The 16808-nt window shown below is 70.8% G+C and carries 18 protein-coding genes; 12 read left to right on the forward strand and 6 right to left on the reverse strand.

Features of this window, described 5'->3' with window-relative positions:
- Positions 1-163: AMP-binding enzyme (locus ABD951_RS11455; RefSeq protein ID WP_345344916.1), on the forward strand; the 163-nt coding region annotated here is incomplete at its 5' end.
- A 125-nt stretch (positions 164-288) separates the two neighbouring features.
- Positions 289-1959: an AMP-binding protein gene (locus ABD951_RS11460; RefSeq protein ID WP_425569829.1), complete on the forward strand. Its 1671-nt coding sequence runs from the start codon at positions 289-291 to the stop codon at positions 1957-1959.
- A gap of 16 nt (positions 1960-1975) precedes the next feature.
- Here the strand turns inward: ABD951_RS11460 and ABD951_RS11465 are convergent, their stop codons facing one another.
- Complete coding sequence (locus ABD951_RS11465) at positions 1976-3223, reverse strand: MFS transporter (protein WP_345344803.1); 1248 nt, start codon at positions 3221-3223, stop codon at positions 1976-1978.
- Between the two features lie 48 nt (positions 3224-3271).
- Here ABD951_RS11465 and ABD951_RS11470 point away from each other — a divergent pair, with 48 nt between their 5' ends.
- Both ABD951_RS11470 and ABD951_RS11475 read left to right on the forward strand, forming a co-directional pair.
- Positions 3272-3592, forward strand: coding sequence for an ArsR/SmtB family transcription factor (locus ABD951_RS11470; RefSeq protein ID WP_345344805.1), 321 nt, complete (start codon positions 3272-3274; stop codon positions 3590-3592).
- A gap of 67 nt (positions 3593-3659) precedes the next feature.
- Entirely contained in the window at positions 3660-4814 is a 1155-nt protein-coding gene (locus ABD951_RS11475) for an NADH:flavin oxidoreductase (RefSeq protein ID WP_345344807.1), read from the forward strand.
- 77 nt (positions 4815-4891) lie between these two features.
- On the opposite strand, the gene ABD951_RS11480 is transcribed toward ABD951_RS11475, so the two are convergent.
- The 3 genes from ABD951_RS11480 to ABD951_RS11490 all read right to left on the reverse strand — a co-directional run bounded on the left by ABD951_RS11480 (position 4892) and on the right by ABD951_RS11490 (position 8182).
- Positions 4892-5236 carry a hypothetical protein gene (locus ABD951_RS11480; protein ID WP_345344809.1) on the reverse strand — a complete coding sequence of 115 codons (345 nt, stop codon included), beginning with the start codon at positions 5234-5236 and terminating at the stop codon, positions 4892-4894.
- 52 nt (positions 5237-5288) lie between these two features.
- Positions 5289-6818, reverse strand: coding sequence for a hypothetical protein (locus ABD951_RS11485; protein WP_345344917.1), 1530 nt, complete (start codon positions 6816-6818; stop codon positions 5289-5291).
- A gap of 155 nt (positions 6819-6973) precedes the next feature.
- On the reverse strand, positions 6974-8182 hold the full coding sequence (locus tag ABD951_RS11490) for a cytochrome P450 (RefSeq protein ID WP_345344811.1): 1209 nt from the start codon (positions 8180-8182) through the stop codon (positions 6974-6976).
- 82 nt (positions 8183-8264) lie between these two features.
- On the opposite strand from ABD951_RS11490, the gene ABD951_RS11495 reads away from it, so the two are divergent.
- The 3 genes from ABD951_RS11495 to ABD951_RS11505 all read left to right on the forward strand — a co-directional run bounded on the left by ABD951_RS11495 (position 8265) and on the right by ABD951_RS11505 (position 10573).
- Positions 8265-9158 carry a helix-turn-helix domain-containing protein gene (locus ABD951_RS11495; protein WP_345344813.1) on the forward strand — a complete coding sequence of 298 codons (894 nt, stop codon included), beginning with the start codon at positions 8265-8267 and terminating at the stop codon, positions 9156-9158.
- Positions 9159-9245: 87 nt separating this feature from the next.
- Positions 9246-9752 (forward strand): DUF1990 domain-containing protein, encoded by a 507-nt coding sequence (locus tag ABD951_RS11500; RefSeq protein ID WP_345344815.1) that lies wholly within the window; start codon positions 9246-9248, stop codon positions 9750-9752.
- An 80-nt stretch (positions 9753-9832) separates the two neighbouring features.
- The gene (locus ABD951_RS11505; protein ID WP_345344817.1) at positions 9833-10573 is read left to right on the forward strand and encodes a GTP pyrophosphokinase; all 741 of its coding nucleotides are present in this window, start codon (positions 9833-9835) and stop codon (positions 10571-10573) included.
- Here the strand turns inward: ABD951_RS11505 and ABD951_RS11510 are convergent.
- Positions 10558-11379, reverse strand: a complete 822-nt coding sequence (locus tag ABD951_RS11510) for an acyl-CoA thioesterase (protein ID WP_345344819.1) — start codon at positions 11377-11379, stop codon at positions 10558-10560. The genes ABD951_RS11505 and ABD951_RS11510 overlap by 16 nt on opposite strands.
- A 96-nt stretch (positions 11380-11475) precedes the next feature.
- Between ABD951_RS11510 and ABD951_RS11515 the strand changes: the two genes are divergently transcribed.
- On the forward strand, positions 11476-12057 hold the full coding sequence (locus ABD951_RS11515; protein ID WP_345344821.1) for a TetR/AcrR family transcriptional regulator: 582 nt from the start codon (positions 11476-11478) through the stop codon (positions 12055-12057).
- Between the two features lie 114 nt (positions 12058-12171).
- Here the strand turns inward: ABD951_RS11515 and ABD951_RS11520 are convergent, their stop codons facing one another.
- The gene (locus ABD951_RS11520; protein ID WP_345344823.1) at positions 12172-13356 is read right to left on the reverse strand and encodes an acyl-CoA dehydrogenase family protein; all 1185 of its coding nucleotides are present in this window, start codon (positions 13354-13356) and stop codon (positions 12172-12174) included.
- A gap of 142 nt (positions 13357-13498) precedes the next feature.
- Between ABD951_RS11520 and fabG the strand changes: the two genes are divergently transcribed.
- From fabG to ABD951_RS11540, 4 genes are read left to right on the forward strand one after another with little or no spacing between them, the layout of a single operon-like run.
- The gene (gene fabG, locus ABD951_RS11525) at positions 13499-14239 is read left to right on the forward strand and encodes a 3-oxoacyl-ACP reductase FabG (RefSeq protein WP_345344825.1); all 741 of its coding nucleotides are present in this window, start codon (positions 13499-13501) and stop codon (positions 14237-14239) included.
- A complete protein-coding gene (locus tag ABD951_RS11530; protein ID WP_345344827.1) occupies positions 14236-15117 on the forward strand; it encodes an HTD2 family dehydratase in 882 nt (293 codons plus the stop codon). The genes fabG and ABD951_RS11530 overlap by 4 nt, the downstream gene beginning before the upstream one ends.
- Positions 15110-16321, forward strand: coding sequence for an acetyl-CoA C-acetyltransferase (locus ABD951_RS11535; protein ID WP_345344829.1), 1212 nt, complete (start codon positions 15110-15112; stop codon positions 16319-16321). Before ABD951_RS11530 ends, ABD951_RS11535 begins: the two co-directional genes overlap by 8 nt.
- Entirely contained in the window at positions 16321-16779 is a 459-nt protein-coding gene (locus ABD951_RS11540) for a MaoC family dehydratase (protein ID WP_345344831.1), read from the forward strand. The genes ABD951_RS11535 and ABD951_RS11540 overlap by 1 nt, the downstream gene beginning before the upstream one ends.
- Positions 16780-16808 lie beyond the last annotated feature (29 nt).

Raw genomic sequence — 16808 nt, forward strand, 5'->3', positions numbered from 1 at the left:
GCTCGACGCCGACGCGCTGCGTGTCTACTGCACCGGCAAACTCGCCCATTACAAGATTCCCCGTTACGTTCATGTGGTCGACGAGTTCCCGATGACCGTCACCGGGAAGGTCCGCAAGATCGAGATGCGTGAAGCATCCCTCGACCTGATCGCACAGCGATAGCGGCACCGTGCCGTCCACCGGACGCGCGGGTGCGCGTCCGGATCCGAACCGAGTGAATCGAGACGAAAGAGGAGGCCGCCGTGGCGGACACCGCTGCACCGACCACAGATCCCGAGATCCCCCGGCTGACACCGGATGTGGCGGCCGCACGCCGTCTGACGCTCGCGGACCTGCTGCTGACACGCGCCGACGACGACCACCCCGGCTTGCTGTTCGAGGAGGGCCGCTGGACGTGGCGGGAGGTCGTCCGCGAATGCAACGCCCGGGCGGCGGTGCTGGCGTCGCTGCGCCGGCCGGGCCGGCCGTTCCACGTCGGGGTGTTGCTCGAGAACGTCCCGGAGTACATCTTCCTGATCGGCGCGGCCGCGCTGTCCGGGGCGACCCTGATAGGCATCAATCCGACGCGGCGGGGCGCGGAGCTGGCCGCCGACATCCGCGGCGTCGACTGCGATCTCCTCCTCACCGATCCGCAGCAGCGACCGCTGCTCGACGGACTCGACACCGGTGTCGACCCGGATCGGATCGTCTCGGTGGACGACCCGGCGTGGTCGACGAAAGTGCAGGCGGCGCTCGACGATCCGATCACGATCGCCCCCGAGGCCACGGACCCGGCGACCCGGCTGCTGTTGACGTTCACCTCGGGATCGACCGGAGCCCCGAAGGCGGTGATCTGCACGACCGGACGGCTCGCCGCCCTCGGCGCGATCAACCACTGTTCGCTGACCCGCGCGGACGTGACCTACAACGCGATGCCGCTGTTCCACGGGAACGCGATCATGGCGTGCTGGGCGCCGTCGGTCTTCACCGGGGCGACCTTCACGATGCGGCGCCGGTTCTCGGTGTCCGGGTTCCTGCCGGACGTGCGCCGATTCGGGGTGACGTTCTTCAACTACGTCGGCCGTTCGCTGGCGTATCTGCTCAGTGCCCCGGAGTCCGAGGCGGAGCGGGACACCCGGCTGCGCACGGTGTTCGGCACGGAGGCCGCGCCGCGCGACCGGGACGAGTTCGAACGCCGGTTCGGCGTTCGACCGATCGAGAGCTACGGGTCCAGCGAGGGCGCGGTGGTGATCAGCCTGACCCCGGACTCGCCGCCGCAGTCACTGGGCCGCGCCCCCGAGTTCATGGCGGTCGAGATCCACGACGAGAACGGGAACGAGTGCCCGCGCGCCGTGTTCGACGACAACGGCGTCCTCGTCAACGCGGGTGACGCGATCGGTGAGATCGTGAACCTCACCGGCGCAGCGATGTTCGAGGGGTACTACAACAATCCCCAGGCGACGGCGGAACGTGTCGACGGCGCCGCCTTCCGCACCGGCGACCTCGGATACCGCGACGACGCGGGCTTCTTCTACTTCGCGGGCCGGTCGGGTGACCGGATCCGGGTCGACAGCGAGAACTTCTCCGCGGCACCGGTCGAACGGATCCTGGCCCGGTTCCCGGGCGTCCGCCTGGTGGCGGTGTACCCGGTGCCCGACCCGCGCACCGGTGACCGGGTGATGGCGACGATCCAGATGGACGACGCCGTGGACTTCGACCCGATCGCCTTCGGGCGCTTCCTGTCCGACCAGCCCGATCTCGGCACCAAGTGGGCACCGAGCTTCGTCCGGGTCGCGTCGACCCTCCCGGTGACGGCGACCCGGAAGATCGACAAGCCGGCGCTTCGGCGTGATTCGTGGCAGGTTGCCGATCCGATCTACTTCGGTGACCCCAAGTCGGCGGAGTACGTTCTCGCCGACCCGGACGCGATCGCCGATCTGCGACTCGAATACGAGCGGTACGGACGTCGCCCGAACTGACGCCCCGCTCCGGTTCTCAGTCCCGCGACCCGAACCCGCGCAGCAGGGCCGCGGCCGCGGCGAGGGCGACGATCACCGCGCCGTAGCCGTAGGTGGTCGCCGCCAGGCCGAGGTGCGGGACGAGCAGTCCGGCGATGACGGCCGGGACGCCGAACGCGGTGTAGCTGATGACGAAGATCGCGGCGAACACCTCGGCCCTGTCGTCGGGCCTGGTCAGTGGGGTGATCGAGCGCAGCACCCCGAAGAAGGCCGTGCCGAAACCGGATCCCGCGACGACCACCGCCAGGAAGTAGAGCGGAAGCGATCCGAGCGCCAGCGCGCCGAGGGTCGCGGCGGTGCCGACGGCGAGGGCCGTCGTGCCGTACAGCGTGATGAACCGGGGCGTGCGGTGGCGGACCAGGTACCCGGCGGCGGCTCCGGTGCCCGCGAGCAGGGTCACGACCAGACCCTGGGCCAGATGCGCGGTGCCGCCGAACTCGGTGGCGACGATCGCGGGCCCCAACGACAGGTAGAGGCCGCCCGTCGCCCAGCCGGCGAACACGGCCGGCGCACTGCGCACGAACACCGCCCGCACGTCACCGGGCAGGGCGGCCCGTGGGCGCAGCGACGCCCACAGGCCGCCCAGGCGCGGCGCGGTCTCGGGCACCGTCCACACGGCGACCGCCAGCGCCAGGTACAGCACGGTGAGCGTGCCGAACACCCCGGTGGCCGCGCGGTCCCCGGCGACGTCGAGCACCGCGCCGGACACGAGTGCCCCCAGCGCGAGGCCGGCCATCGGCGTGACCGCGTTCCCGACGGCGGCCGATCCGGGACGGTCCCGTGGCTCGAGGTCGACCACCGCCGCGGACAGCGCCGAGAGCAGCAGACCGCTCGCGAGGCCCTGCAGGACGCGGGCGGCGACGAACCCCGCGGCGCCGTCGGCGTGCCAGAACAGCACCACGCTGGTGGCGAGCAGCACGAACCCCACCGAGATCACGGGTCGCCGACCCAGGTGGTCGGAGACGGACCCGACGACGAGCAGGGCGACGAGCAGCGCGACGGCGTAGACGGCGAACACCGCGGTCGTCATGGCCGGCGTGAACCCCAGTTCGGCCTGGATCACCGGGTAGAACGGGGACGGCGCGCTCGCACCGACCATCATCGCGGTGCCGGCTGCCAGTACCAGGCGGAACCCTCGCCTGCCGCGCCGCCCGAGATCGGACGGGTCGACGCGGATGCCGGGTGCCGGGGCCTCGACCAAACGGTTCGAGTTGATTGGAACCATTAGCTCAAGTTACGGTATCGCCAGGGATGGTTCAACTATTATCGAACCATGACCGAGGAATCGAGGCTGCCACACCCGGACCGTGAGGACATCGAACTCACGGTCGTCCTGTTCGCGCTCAGCGACGTCGCGCGACTGGCCCTGGTGCGGCAACTGTCGGACGGTCCACTGGACATGGTGGACTGCTCACTCGGCGCGGACATGCCCAAGTCCACGAAGTCGCACCAGGTGAAGGTGCTGCGGGAGGCGGGCGTGATCCTCAGCGAGCTGCACGGACGCAACCGTCGGCTCACCCTGCGCCGACCCGACCTCGACGCCCGGTTCCCGGGACTGCTCGACGCGGTGCTCGCCGGAGACCGCACCGACTGAGCCGGGTCCGCCATACAGGATCCTCTGGACCCCGCATGGCCGCAGAGCACCACGAGTGGGAGAACCGATGACCGATCCACGAAACCAGACCGCCGACGGCAACCCGGCGAGCACCCTGCTCGACAGGGCCGACATCACCCCGCTGCTCCAGCCCTTCGACTCCATCCCCGGGCTGGAACTGTCCAACCGCTTCGTGATGGCCCCGATGACGCGGAAATTCTCTCCCCGCAACGTCCCGGGCGAATCGGTGGTCGACTACTACGCCAAACGTGCCTCGTCGCTCGGGTTGATCGTCACCGAGGGCACGTACGTCGACGAGCACTCCGCGGGCTCGAGCAACCGCGTGCCCGTCTTCTACGGCGACGAGCCGCTCGCCGGGTGGCGCCAGGTGGTCGACGCCGTACATGCGCAGGGCGGCCGGATCTTTCCGCAGTTGTGGCATCTCGGCGCCACCCGCATCGCCGGGGCAGGCCCGAACAACGACGCCCCGATCGTCAGCCCGTCCGGCCTCGGACTCGAGGGCCAACCGGTCGGCGAGCCCGCGACCGCGGCCACGATCGAGGGCATCGTCGATTCCTTCGTCCGGGCCGCGGCGGACGCGAAGGCCGTCGGGTTCGACGGCATCGAACTGCACGGCGCGCACGGCTACCTGCTCGACCAGTTCACGTGGGAGAAGACGAACCGGCGCACCGACTCCTACGGAGGATCCATCGCGAACCGGATGCGGATCAGCGCGGAGATCGTGACCGCGATCCGAGAGCGGGTCGGGGCGGAGTTCCCGATCTCCTATCGCTTCTCGCAGTGGAAGGGCGGACACTACGACGCCCGTATCGCCGACACGCCGCACGAGCTGGAGCAGCACCTGCTGCCGCTCGTCGAGGCCGGCGTCTCGGTCCTGCACGTGTCCACGCGCCGCTACTGGCTGCCCGAGTTCGAGGACTCCGCGCGCACCCTCGCCGGGTGGACCAAGCACCTGACGGGGCTCCCGGTCATCGCGCTCGGCTCGGTCGGAGTGTCCGCACCGTTCCTGGGCCACGAGTCCGAGGCGCAGACCAGTCTGAGTCTGGCACCACTGCTGGACCTGTTCGACCGCGGCGAGTTCGACCTCGTCGGACTCGGTCGCGCCGTCCTCGCAGAACCGCACTGGGTGAAGAAGGTCGCCGCAGGCGACCTCGACTCGATCCAGACCTATCACAAGGATCTCGAGTCGGTTCTCGTCTGACGACTCCGTCGGAGCTCCTGCCGCGTGGAGCGCGGCAGGAGCATTGTGGAACGGGCGTGCCCGGTCCAGGTGACCGTTCACCGGTCCTGCCCCGCAGGAGGTTTCGTCGCGGCCTCACGCATCGCCGAACGGAAGTGCCGCAGGCGGGGATCGGTGGGTGAGATGCACGCCAGGCGGGTGGCGGCGTCACGGACGCGCATCCGGAACCGCTCCGGCGTCATCCCGAATTCGAGGAAGACCTCCTCGTCCGGAGGGCCGCCGAACGGCGCCCATCGGGCCGCGAAGGCGAGCAGTTCGTTGTCCTCCCTTCTCCTCCCGGGGCGATCACCGGTGACGGGTTCGGTGGTGGGTGAAGGCAGCTGCCGCGGTCCGGACGGCCCCGGGTGGTCGGGACCGTCCGGACCTTCGAACGAATAGGTCAACCGGTGCTCTCCTGCTGGTTCCGCGATGGTTGCCGCCGCTCGGCGCCGACAGCTATCCCCGGGACACTCGCACGATGCCGTTGAGGGTGCCCTGGACGAGATCGCCCTCGGCGGTGATCAACCCGGCCATCTGGATGGTGTCGTTCAGGGTGCTGCCCGGCAGGTCCGCGGTCGCCCGGACCGCCCCGGTCGCCGGGTCGATCGCGGCGTACGCGAAGCCGTCCAGCGCCCCGCCGGTGCCCTTGCGGAGCACCGTGTACACGGTGTCGTCGGCGGTGGACAGCCGCGGCACCGCCGAACTCTTCACGTCGGTGTCCCAGGCAACGGTGCATCCGCCGGCCCCGACGTCCACCCGTGTCATGCCGCCCGCGAACGGCGCCGACGCGGGCACCGAGGGTCCGGCGTTCTCGGGAACCGCCGGGTACGGGTACCCGTAGGTGCCGGCCACGAACACGCTCGACCCGACCGCGATCGGGGAGTTCTCGCTGCCCGGCCCGCCCTTCGCCAGCACGGGGGTGCGGCACACCTCCTGTCCGTCCGAGACCCGGTAGACCAACAGCGAGACCCGGGTGTCCGCGCTGTCGACGATGGTCACGTACTCGTGCCCGGTGCTCGGACCGAAGTAGGTGGGCGTCGACCCCGTGCCCCAACTGAGCTGACCGGGCTTGCGGGCACTGCCACGGTCGTAGGGCGCACGCCAGTCCACGTGCGGGGCGCCGCCCGGCGCGGCGGAAAGCTGGTACAACGCATGGGTGGTGGCCACCGAGGTGCCGTCCGGGGAGGTCGAGATGCTGTTCTCGACGCGTTCTCCCGCGGGCAGGTCGACGGTGCGGGCGGTACCGGCGCCGTCGACGAGTCCGACGCGCCCGGCGCCGGTGGCGAACCACACGTTGCCCGCCCAGTCGGGAGCCAGCCCGGTGACGCTGTCGTCGGCGGCGATCACCCCGGACAGGTCCACGGACTCGTCGACCGACAGCGACCACGTGCCACCGCTGTTGTGGTGGCCGACCCGGACGAGTCGGCGGTTGCCGTCGACGGCGACCAACCGGTCGTTGTTGTCGAGGTAGGCGTAGACACCGCCGAGCAGGCTGCCCTTGGGCAGTTCGAGCTCGGCGAGCGAGGTCCCGGCCGAACGGCCGCCGGTCGAACCGGCGGCGACCGAGCCCAGATCCGACGAGCCGAGGCCGTCCGCGGAGCCCGACGAGCCGGACCCGCCGAGGTCGATCAGGTGCACGGTCGGGTTGCGTCCGATCATGGTGGTGCACAACGCCACCACCATCGAGTCCGAGCCCTGCAGCACCGTCGGGCAGGCCGAGGCGAAGCTGGTCGCGCCGACCGTCACCCGACCGGCCCCGGGCCCGGCGAGAGGAGTGGTGTCCGAGGAGCCGGCGTCCCCGTGCATGGTCGAGGTGCCGACCGGGCCGAGGAACGGATTCGGCGGCGCGGTCGGACCCCAGGGTCCGACCGCGGAAGCGCTGCCGCCGCCGAGGACGACGGACACGGCCAGCGCGGTCGCGGTGACCCCGGCTCGCGCGGTCGCGCGCCGGACGCCGGCGCGGCTGCGGAAGGGGAACGAGTGCATCCCGTCGTCGTGGTGCGGCTGGGTTCTCACGGTGGTCATCAAGGGTTCCCGTCTCTCGTCGGTGGGGGTGGAGGTGCCCTGGCTCGGCGACGCTCCCCCGCTGCCCGGCGCCTGCACACCGGGCAGCGGAGAGAACATCCTGCGGCGCAGTGGAATCAGAGGTCCCACTCGACGTTGAGCGCGTTCGGCCCGCGCAACGCGACACCGACCTGGCTGGTGATCGTCGCGTCCGTGTCGTCCCGGTCCCGCAGGCGCAGCCCGGGCAGACGTTCGAGCAGTGCCTTGAGCGCCGTTTCGAGCTCGGCGAGCGCCAACCAGTTGCCGGCGCAGCTGTGCGGGCCCCGCCCGAAGGAGAGCATCGCCTGCTTGCGGCGGGTGATGTCGAACTCGTGCGGATCCGGGTACACGGCGGGATCGCGGTTCGCCGCGTTGATCGAGAAGACCATCGGGGTCAGCGCCGGGATGTCGATTCCGTTCCAACTGGTCGCCTCCGGACACGCCCGGGGAAGCAGTCCGACCGGGGGCTCCCACCGCAGCCCCTCCCACACGGCCCAGATCGCGTGCTCGTCGAGGTCCGAACGGAGGAGTTCCATCTGATCGGGGTGGGTGAGCAACGCGGACAACGTGTTTCCGAGGGCGAGCATCGTGGTGTCCGCACCGGCGGGGAACAGCAGCCGGAGGAACGAGAGCACCTCTTCGTCGTCGAGGGTCTCGCCCTCGATGTCCTCGGTGACCAGCACCGAGATCAGGTCGTCGCCGGGGTTGCGCCGGCGTTCGGCGATGATCGGCGTCACGAAGTCGGTGAAGTCCTGCGACGCCCGCATCGCGGCTTCGGGGTCGAACGGGAAGTAGAACAGGTCGTGCGCCCACCGGTGCACCGTCGCCTCGTCCTGGACGGGGAGCCCCATCAACCGGCTGATCAGCAGCACCGGGTACCGGGTGGTGAACTCCGCGACCAGATCGACCGAACCATGCGCGGCGAACCGGTCGATGATTTCGTGCGCCAACGGTTCGAGCAGCGGTGTCACCATCTCGGTGACCCGCTTGCGCTGGAACGACGGTGAGACCAGCGCCCGGTTCTTGCGATGCTCGTCCCCCGCCATGCACTGCAGGGTCTTGCCGAGGACCGGCCCGGTGGTCATCTGGTAGACGGCCGACGCGGGGAAGACGTCCTCGTCCTTGAACGCGGCGGAGACGAGGTCGTTGGTCAACAGCAGGATTGCCTTGACCCCGGCGAACGGCACGATGGCGTGAGAGCCGGCGTCGCGCAGCTTCTCGAGAACGACGTGAATGTCGGGGTGGTCCTCCAGGGCGAAGTCGACTCCCTCGATGTCGACGTCGCCGAGGACGGTGGGCGCGGTCATGAGTACTCCCCCATCTCGGTGATGCGAATATTCGCATCATGTGATACACATATTTGAACTGGGATGAGGGTAGGAGCACTCGATGGCACCTGGCAAGAGCGAATCGTCCGTGTCGTCGCCGCCGACCGACCGCGTCGTGTCGATCGTCGAGCTGCTCGCGGCCCGCGACACCCCGGCCACCTCGGCGGACCTCGCGGACGCCCTCGGCCTGAGCAGATCCACCACCGGATCGATCCTCGGCACGTTGCAACGGCGCGGCTGGGTATCGCGCCTGCCCGACCTGCGCTACGAGATCGGGCCGGCCCTGGCGTCGATCGCCGGCCGGGCGCACCGCGCCCTCACGCTGCCCGACGACGCGGCCGCACATCTCGAGGCCCTCGCGGCGCGGGTTGGCTGCGGTGCGGCACTCGGCCTGATCGACGGCGGCGAAATGGTGTTCGTCGCGATGACCGACGGGCTCGGCCACATTCCGGCGGGGATCGACGTCGGGGTCAGGCTGCCGTTGCAGGCACCCGGCGGCGCCTCGGTCGTCGCCTTCTCCGATCCCCCGGTGCAGCAACGGTGGCTCGGCACCGCCCCCGCCGACCGCCGGGAGCAGTACGCCGACTTCCTGACCCAGGTTTCCGAGACCGGCGTCGCCGTCTGGGGCGCCGACGCGGCCGACATCGACCGCATCGACGTCCTCGCGCAGGTCGTCACGCACCTCGCGGCGAACGCCGCCAGTCAGCGGCTGCGCGAACAGGTCCAGGCCCTCATCGGCGACACCAGCGGGTACCCCTACACCCAGGAGGCCCTCGAATCCGACCGGTCGCTGCCGATCAGCTACCTGACCGCGCCGGTGTTCGACGACACCGGCAGGCCGTTGTGGGAGTTGCACATCGGCCCCCTGCGATCCGCGGTCACCCCGGACGAACGCCGTGCCTACGTCGACGAGCTGACCGCCACGGCCCGGGCCATGTCCCTGTCGCCCCGGTGACCGGGACATCGACTGCCGCCCAAGGAGATACCCGCCACACGACCCGGTCGCGGGACACCGCCGTCGGATCCGTGGCAGGCTGATTCCGTGAAGCGCAGGTCGACGCCGGACCGACGTCCGACGTACTCCGAAGTCGGCGCCACCGCAGGCGAACTGCCGGCCGGTTACGACCACGTGCGCCGGTCCCGGGTGGTCGGACGGGGCGAGGCGGTGTTCCTCGCGGCCGCGGACGCCGTGTCGAGCTGGGACCTGCACCGTCGTGCCGGCATCGGCGTCACCGCGACCACACCGCGCGCCGCGGCCGGATCACGGGTGACGCTGCGGCTCGGTACCGGTCCACTGCACCTCGACGCGTCCTGCGCGGTGGTGTACGTCGTGGACGAACCGCGGCGGCGGGGCTTCGCCTACGGCACCCTGCCCGGGCACCCCGAACGCGGCGAAGAGCTGTTCTGCGTCGAGTGGCTCGACGACGACACCGTGGTGTTGAGCGTGACCGCGTTCTCCCGTCCGGCGACGTGGTGGTCGCGGGCGGGCGCCCCGCTCGCCCGCGCCGTGCAGCGCCGCGTCACGGATCGATACCTCAACGCGCTGTGAGCGGTTGGCGGCACAATGGTGGGGAGCGACAACGCCGCGTCCCGGTCGCGGCGGCACGACCGCAGTGAGGTTGACACCCCGTGAGCACGCACTACGCCGGAGACGGCGCGAAACCCGAGTTGGCGATCCTCGGAGACCTGTTCCGGATGACGATCGGCACCGGGTCGGCCGAGCCGACGCCGGACTCGCTGCGGGAACTGCAGCGGGGCCTGACCCGGTTCCGGCTGAACTACAAGTTCGCGATCGACGCCACCCTGACCAAGATCACGATCCTGCGGGAGGAGTTCGAACTCGCCCACGACTACAGCCCGATCGAACACGTGAACAGTCGGCTCAAGTCGATGGAGTCACTGCTGCAGAAGGCCGTCCGGATCGGCTGCCCGCCGGACATCGACTCGATCCGCGAACAGATCCGTGACATCGCGGGCATCCGCGTGACGTGTGCGTTCGTGTCCGACGCCTACTGGGTCGCCGAGATGCTCACCAGCCAGCCGGACGTGGCGCTCGTCGAGGTGAAGGACTACATCGCCGACCCGAAACCCAACGGCTACCAGAGCCTGCACCTGATCGTGCAGGTGCCGGTGTACCTGTCCGACCGCACCGAACGGATCTACGTCGAGATCCAGATCCGAACCATCGCAATGGATTTCTGGGCCAGCCTGGAACACAAGATCTACTACAAGTTCAACCGGGCGGTGCCGCAGCGACTGCTCGAGGAACTCAAGGAGGCCGCCGACGCGGCCACCGAGCTCGACCGGACGATGGCCCGGCTGCGCGACGAGGTGGCCGCGATCGAGCGGGACGGTCAGCCCTTGAAGTAGACGAGCTGGTGGCTGGTCGCGAGGAGCATCCCGTCGCGGCCCCAGACCTCGGCGGACTGGTCGAAGTAGCCGTCCCCGAAGTGCTGCGCCCGGGCGGTCGCGAGGACCGCGTCCTCGCCCTGGGCCGTGAGATCGTCCGCACCGGCGTGAAAGTACACCGTCAGCGACACGGTGCCGGCGGGGGCGAACTGGCCGCGACGCAGGAACACCCGCGGGTAGAAGACGTCGCACAGCGCGGCCAGGGCCGGGTAGTCCAGCGGCCGCGGCGGGGTGTCACGCACCCACAGGGTGGAGGTCGACTCGTCCGCGGCACCCGCCTCGGGCGACGGCATTCCCCCCTCGACGAACCGCATCTCGTAGTTGTGCCCCCAGGCGATGAAATCCGGGAACTCGGCCGCGTCGACGGCGTCGAGGGCGGGCGCCGGCGGCGGGGTCACCTCGGTCGACGTCCACGTCTCGCGGCGCACGCCGAACACCGCGGTCGCGGTCGTCGCGACGACGCCGTCCTGGCGGAGCTCGACCGACCAGTGCTGGGTGCTGCGGTTGGTGCGAGTGGGCCGGGCCGTGACGGCGAACGGCCCGTCGGCGATCGGGCCGGCGTAGTTGACGGTCAGCGACAGCGGATCGCCGAGCCGCTCCGGATGGTCGAGCACCGCACGCAGCAGCGTGGCGGCGGTGATGCCGCCGAACGGCCCGACCATGTTCGAGTACGCAGCGGTGGTGCGACCGGTTGCGGTTCCGTCGCTCGCCGGGGCGAGTGCGACGGCGTCGTCGAACGGGTGGGCCTTGGTGGCGGTCGTGGTCACGGCAACTCCTCGCAGATCGAGACCTATGTATGACAATATACATAGAGATCGGACGAGCATCAGACCGGACGAGCATCAGGAGAGGCACGCAGCACCATGGCGAAGCGGCAGGATCCGACGACCGGCCCGAAGGCCGCGATGATCGACAGCACCGTCTCGCTGATCCGCGAGCGGGGCGTCGCGGCCACCTCGTTCGCCGACGTCCTCGCGCACAGCGGCGCCCCGCGTGGGTCCGTTTACCACCACTTCCCCCGCGGCAAGGCCCAGCTCGTGGAGGAGGCCACCGCCGCGGCGGCCGACCGGATCGAGCGAGGCGTCGAGCGGGTGCTCGACGGCACCGACATGGTCGGCGCGCTGCGCGCCCTCGCCGACACGTGGCGTCGCGGCTTCGAGACCAGCAACTACCGGGCCGGGTGCCCGATCGCCGCCGCGGCGCTGGGCACCGAACCCGGGGCACGGACGATCGCGGGCACCGCGTTCGACACCTGGCGCGCCCGGATCGCGGACAAACTCACCGGCGAGGGCGTCACGGCCGACCGCGCCGCGTCCCTGGCGCTGCTGATCGTCGGCTCGCTCGAGGGGGCGCTCGTCGTGGCCCAGGCGCAGGGCAGTTGTGCGCCGCTGGACACGGTCGTCGACGAACTCACCCTCGTGTGCCGGGCCGCGATCCCCGACTGATCACCGCCACACCGGGTCTCGGCCCACTCACCTGGGCGCGCCTCGCACTCCCGGCGACGGCGCCTCGGCCCTCCGAATCCCGATGCCGCTGCACGACATCGGTGCGTCCGTCGCTCAGCTCCCCTGCCGGGCCTGCTTGACGAGCCCGCGCCCGATGATGACCCGCTGGATCTCGCTGGTGCCCTCGTACAGTCGCAGCGACCGCACGTCCCGGTAGATCCGCTCCACCGGCACGTCCCGCATGTAGCCGGTGCCGCCGTGCACCTGCACCGCGAGATCGGCGACCTTGCCGACCATCTCGGTGCAGAACAGTTTCGCCGCCGACGGCGCGATCCGCCGGTCCTCCCCGCCGACCCACTTCGCGGCCGCGTCCCGGACCAGCGCGCGACCGGCCATCACGCCGGTCTGCTGGTCGGCGAGCATCGCCTGCACCAATTGGAACTCGCCGATCGCAGTGCCACCCTGGGTGGCGGTGGCCGCGTATGCGACGGACTCGTCGAGCGCCCGCTGCGCCTGCCCGACGGACAGCGCCGCGATGTGCACCCGGCCTCGCGCGAGGGATGTCATCGCGGCCCGGTACCCGGCATCCTCGTCGCCGCCGACGAGCGCGCCGGCCGGCACCCGGACGCTGTCGAACCGCACGTCCGCGGTCCAGGCCCCCTCCTGTCCCATCTTGCGGTCCTTGGCACCGACCTCGAGCCCCGGCGTGTCCGCGGGAACCAGGAACACCGCGATCCCGGGGCCGCCACTGTCGGCCGCACGGGTCCGCGCGAACACGACGAACAGGTCCGCGACCGGGGCGTTGGTGATGAACCGCTTCTCGCCGGTGATGACCCAGTCGTCGCCGTCGCGGACCGCCTTCGTCCGCAGGCCCGACGGATCGGAGCCGGCGCCGGGCTCGGTCAGCGCGAACGACGCGACCACCTCCCCCGACGCGATCCGCGGCAGCCAGGACGACTGCTGCTCCTCCGTACCGAAGCCGACCAGAACCTGTCCGGCGATCCCGTTGTTGGTGCCGAACATCGACCGCAGCGCCAGCGTCGTGTACCCGAGCTCCATCGCCAGCTCGACGTCCTGCGCGAGGTCGAGTCCCAGACCGCCCCACCGCTGCGGGATGGCGTACCCGAACAGACCCATCTCCTTCGCGGTCGCCCGGATGTCGTCGGGGATCGCGTTGCCGTCGGCGATCTCCTGCTCCCGCGGGAGGACGGTGGTGCGGACGAAGCGGCGGGTCTGGTCCAGGATGTCGCGCAGGTCGTCCGCGTCGACCTCGGGACCGCCGGGCAGCAGTGTGGTCATGGCATCCACCCTCTCCCGGCCGGCGACCCTCGTCCAATAGAAATCTGCCCACCCGACCGTTAGCCAAACCCGATCGCGACGTCCTTCCTCGCCCGGCCGGTGCTCACTAGGGTTGACCTCGGCCCAACGGAAGGAATCGTCCATGCCTCTGCTCACCGACCGCACCGCCGTGATCACCGGTGCCGCACAGGGAATCGGCTACGCGATCGCCGAACGATTCGTCGCCGACGGCGCACGGGTCGTGATCGGCGACGTCGACCCGGACAAGGCCGCGGCCGCGGCCGACGCCCTCGGCGGGGCGGACGTCGCCCGCGCGGTGCGCTGCGACGTCACCGACGCCGCCCAGGTGCAGACGATGCTCGACACGGCCGTCGAGGCGTTCGGCAGCCTCGACGTGCTGGTGAACAATGCCGGCATCACCCGGGACGCGACGATGCGCACGATGACCGAGGAGCAGTTCGACCAGGTCATCCAGGTACACCTGAAGGGCACCTGGAACGGCATGCGACTGGCCGCCACGATGATGCGCGAACGCAAGAGCGGTGCGATCGTGAACCTGTCGTCGCTGTCCGGCAAGGTCGGCCTGGTCGGGCAGACCAACTATTCCGCCGCGAAGGCGGGCATCGTCGGCATGACGAAGGCCGCGGCGAAGGAACTGGCGCACCACGGGATCCGGGTCAACGCGATCGCCCCCGGCCTGATCCGGTCCGCGATGACCGAGGCGATGCCGCAGAAGGCGTGGGACCAGAAGATGGCCGAGATCCCGATGGGGCGCGCCGGCGAGGTGGGTGAGGTCGCGAACGTCGCCCTGTTCCTCGCCTCCGACATGTCGTCCTACATGACCGGCACGCTCCTCGAGGTGACCGGCGGACGGTTCATGTGAGCGAAACCGGCTGGGCTCCACACACGGTCGCCACCGAGGAGTACGTCGACCCGGCACCCGTCGCCGCGCTGAGCGCCCTGCTCGACACCGGAACGCCGGTGCGGTCCGGCGACCCCCTGCCGCCGCTCTGGCACTGGGCCGCGCTGCCGACGTGGCCGGCGTCGTCCGTCCTCGGTCCGGACGGTCACCCGGCCCGTGGCGACTTCCTGCCGCCGGTCGCGTTGCCGCGCCGCATGTTCGCCGGTGGCGAGGTCGAACTGCTGGCGCCGATCGCGGTCGGGACCACGGTGCGGCGCGAGTCACGGGTCGAGGCCGTCACCGACAAGTCCGGGCGCTCCGGGCCGCTGACCCTGGTCACGGTCGTCACCGAACTGTTCGCCGGCGACCGGCCGGCCCTGCGCGAGCGGCAGGACCTGGTGTACCGCACCGCTCCGGCGCAGGCCACCTCGGCACCCCAGCCGGCGACCGCGGCGGTCCCGGCCCCGGTCGGAGTTCCCCTGTCCCGCACCGAATCCGGCGGGTGGGACCTGCGCACCGACCCCACCCTGCTGATGCGGTTCAGCGCGGCGACCGCCAATCCCCACCGCATCCACTACGACTGGCCGTACGCGACCGTTGTCGAGGGATATCCGGGCCTCGTAGTGCACGGGCCGTTGCTGGGCATCGTCCTCGCCGAAACGGTCCGCCTCGAGCACCCCGGTCGTACCCCGATCCGCGTGCGGCACCGCGGGTCCGCTCCGCTGTTCTGCGGCGTCGACGCCCGGGTGTCGCACGCGACCGACGACACCGGTGCGCTGACCGCGATGCTGACCACCCCCGACACCACCCACACGAGCCTGATCGTCGAGTTCGACAGAAGGGACACCGACCATGCGTGACGCAGTGATCTGCGAACCCGTCCGCACCCCGATCGGCCGCTACGGCGGTATGTTCAAGGATCTGACTGCCGTCGACCTCGGCGTCACCGCGCTGCGAGGCCTGCTCGATCGCACCGGCGTCGCGCCGGATGCGATCGAGGATGTCGTCCTCGGGCACTGCAACGGCAACAGCGAGGCCCCGGCGATCGGCCGCGTCGTCGCACTCGACGCGGGGCTGCCCGTCACCGTGCCCGGCATGCACGTCGACCGGCGCTGCGGATCCGGCCTGCAGGCGGTGATCCAGGCGGCGCTGCAGGTCGCGTCCGGCGCCAACGACCTCGTCGTCGCGGGCGGCACCGAGTCGATGTCGAATGCCGCGTTCTACTCCACCGACATGCGCTGGGGCGGCGCCCGCGGCGGTGTCACCGTCCACGACGGACTCGCGCGGGCGCGCGAAACAGCCGGTGGCCGTTTCCATCCCGCTCCGGGAGGCATGATCGAGACGGCCGAGAACCTGCGGCGCGAGTACCGCATCAGCCGCACCGAACAGGACGAGCTGGCGGTCGCCTCGCATCAGCGGGCCGTCGCCGCGCAGCGCGCAGGCATCCTCGCCGAGGAGATCGTGCCGACCACGGTTCCCGGTCGCCGCGGCGACACGGTAGTCGACACCGACGAGCACCCCCGCGGCGACACGTCCCTCGACTCACTGTCCGCGCTGCGCCCGATCCTGGCGAAGTCCGACCCCGACGCCACCGTCACCGCCGGCAACGCCAGCGGCCAGAACGACGCCGCCTCACTGTGTTTCGTCACCACACCGGAGAAGGCCGACGAGTTGGGGCTGCGTCCACTGGTGCGGCTGGTCTCGTGGGGGGTCGCCGGGGTGGCGCCGAAGGTCATGGGGATCGGGCCGGTCCCGGCCACCGAGGTCGCACTGCACAAGGCCGGGCTGACCCTCGCCGACCTCGACCTGATCGAGCTCAACGAGGCGTTCGCCGCGCAGGCCCTCGCGGTGATGCGCGAGTGGAAGTTCACCGACGGCGACCGGGACCGGACCAACGTGCACGGCTCCGGCATCTCCCTCGGGCATCCCGTCGGGGCGACCGGCGGCCGGATGCTGGCCACCCTCGCCCGGGAGCTGCACCGCCGCGACGGTCGGTACGGGCTGGAAACCATGTGTATCGGCGGCGGCCAGGGGCTGGCCGCGATCTTCGAGGCGGTGAAGTGATGACCCTGCGTACCTTCGAGTCCATCGACGCGGTGCGGGACGCGCTCGGCGACATGATCGGCCCCGGCGAATGGTTCACCGTCGACCAGGACCGGATCGACGCGTTCGCCGACGCCACCGGCGACCACCAGTGGATTCACACCGACCCCGCGCGGGCCGCAACCGGCCCGTACGGCGCGACCATCGCGCACGGCTACCTGACGGTGTCGCTGCTGCCGGCGCTCGCGGCCGGGTTGTATTCGATCGCCGTCGGGTCGGCGCGGGTCAACTACGGCAGCAACAAGGTCCGTTTCCCCGCGCCGGTACGGGCGGGTTCCCGGGTGCGGGCGTCCGCCACACCGATCGACTGCCGCACCGGCGACGCGGGAACCTTCATCACGACCCGCTTCGTCGTCGAGGTCGAGGGGGGTGACAAGCCCGCCCTCGTCGCCGAGACCGTCACGCTCGTGGCGCCCTGACCGGCCCCGGCTCCGCCGGATCTACGATG

Origin of the sequence: Rhodococcus olei, from assembly GCF_039540555.1 — a bacterium.
GTDB classification, from domain to species: domain Bacteria; phylum Actinomycetota; class Actinomycetes; order Mycobacteriales; family Mycobacteriaceae; genus Rhodococcus_G; species Rhodococcus_G olei.

What these genes read in the sequence shown, in the direction of transcription:
- ABD951_RS11465 (WP_345344803.1), bottom strand. Translation starts at nt 3,223, where the DNA reads ATGGTTCCAATCAACTCGAACCGTTTGGTCGAGGCCCCGGCACCCGGC.
- ABD951_RS11470 (WP_345344805.1), top strand. Translation starts at nt 3,272, where the DNA reads ATGACCGAGGAATCGAGGCTGCCACACCCGGACCGTGAGGACATCGAA.
- ABD951_RS11475 (WP_345344807.1), top strand. Translation starts at nt 3,660, where the DNA reads ATGACCGATCCACGAAACCAGACCGCCGACGGCAACCCGGCGAGCACC.
- ABD951_RS11485 (WP_345344917.1), bottom strand. Translation starts at nt 6,818, where the DNA reads ATGCACTCGTTCCCCTTCCGCAGCCGCGCCGGCGTCCGGCGCGCGACC.
- ABD951_RS11490 (WP_345344811.1), bottom strand. Translation starts at nt 8,182, where the DNA reads ATGACCGCGCCCACCGTCCTCGGCGACGTCGACATCGAGGGAGTCGAC.
- ABD951_RS11495 (WP_345344813.1), top strand. Translation starts at nt 8,265, where the DNA reads ATGGCACCTGGCAAGAGCGAATCGTCCGTGTCGTCGCCGCCGACCGAC.
- ABD951_RS11515 (WP_345344821.1), top strand. Translation starts at nt 11,476, where the DNA reads ATGGCGAAGCGGCAGGATCCGACGACCGGCCCGAAGGCCGCGATGATC.
- ABD951_RS11520 (WP_345344823.1), bottom strand. Translation starts at nt 13,356, where the DNA reads ATGACCACACTGCTGCCCGGCGGTCCCGAGGTCGACGCGGACGACCTG.
- fabG (WP_345344825.1), top strand. Translation starts at nt 13,499, where the DNA reads ATGCCTCTGCTCACCGACCGCACCGCCGTGATCACCGGTGCCGCACAG.
- ABD951_RS11535 (WP_345344829.1), top strand. Translation starts at nt 15,110, where the DNA reads ATGCGTGACGCAGTGATCTGCGAACCCGTCCGCACCCCGATCGGCCGC.
- ABD951_RS11540 (WP_345344831.1), top strand. Translation starts at nt 16,321, where the DNA reads ATGACCCTGCGTACCTTCGAGTCCATCGACGCGGTGCGGGACGCGCTC.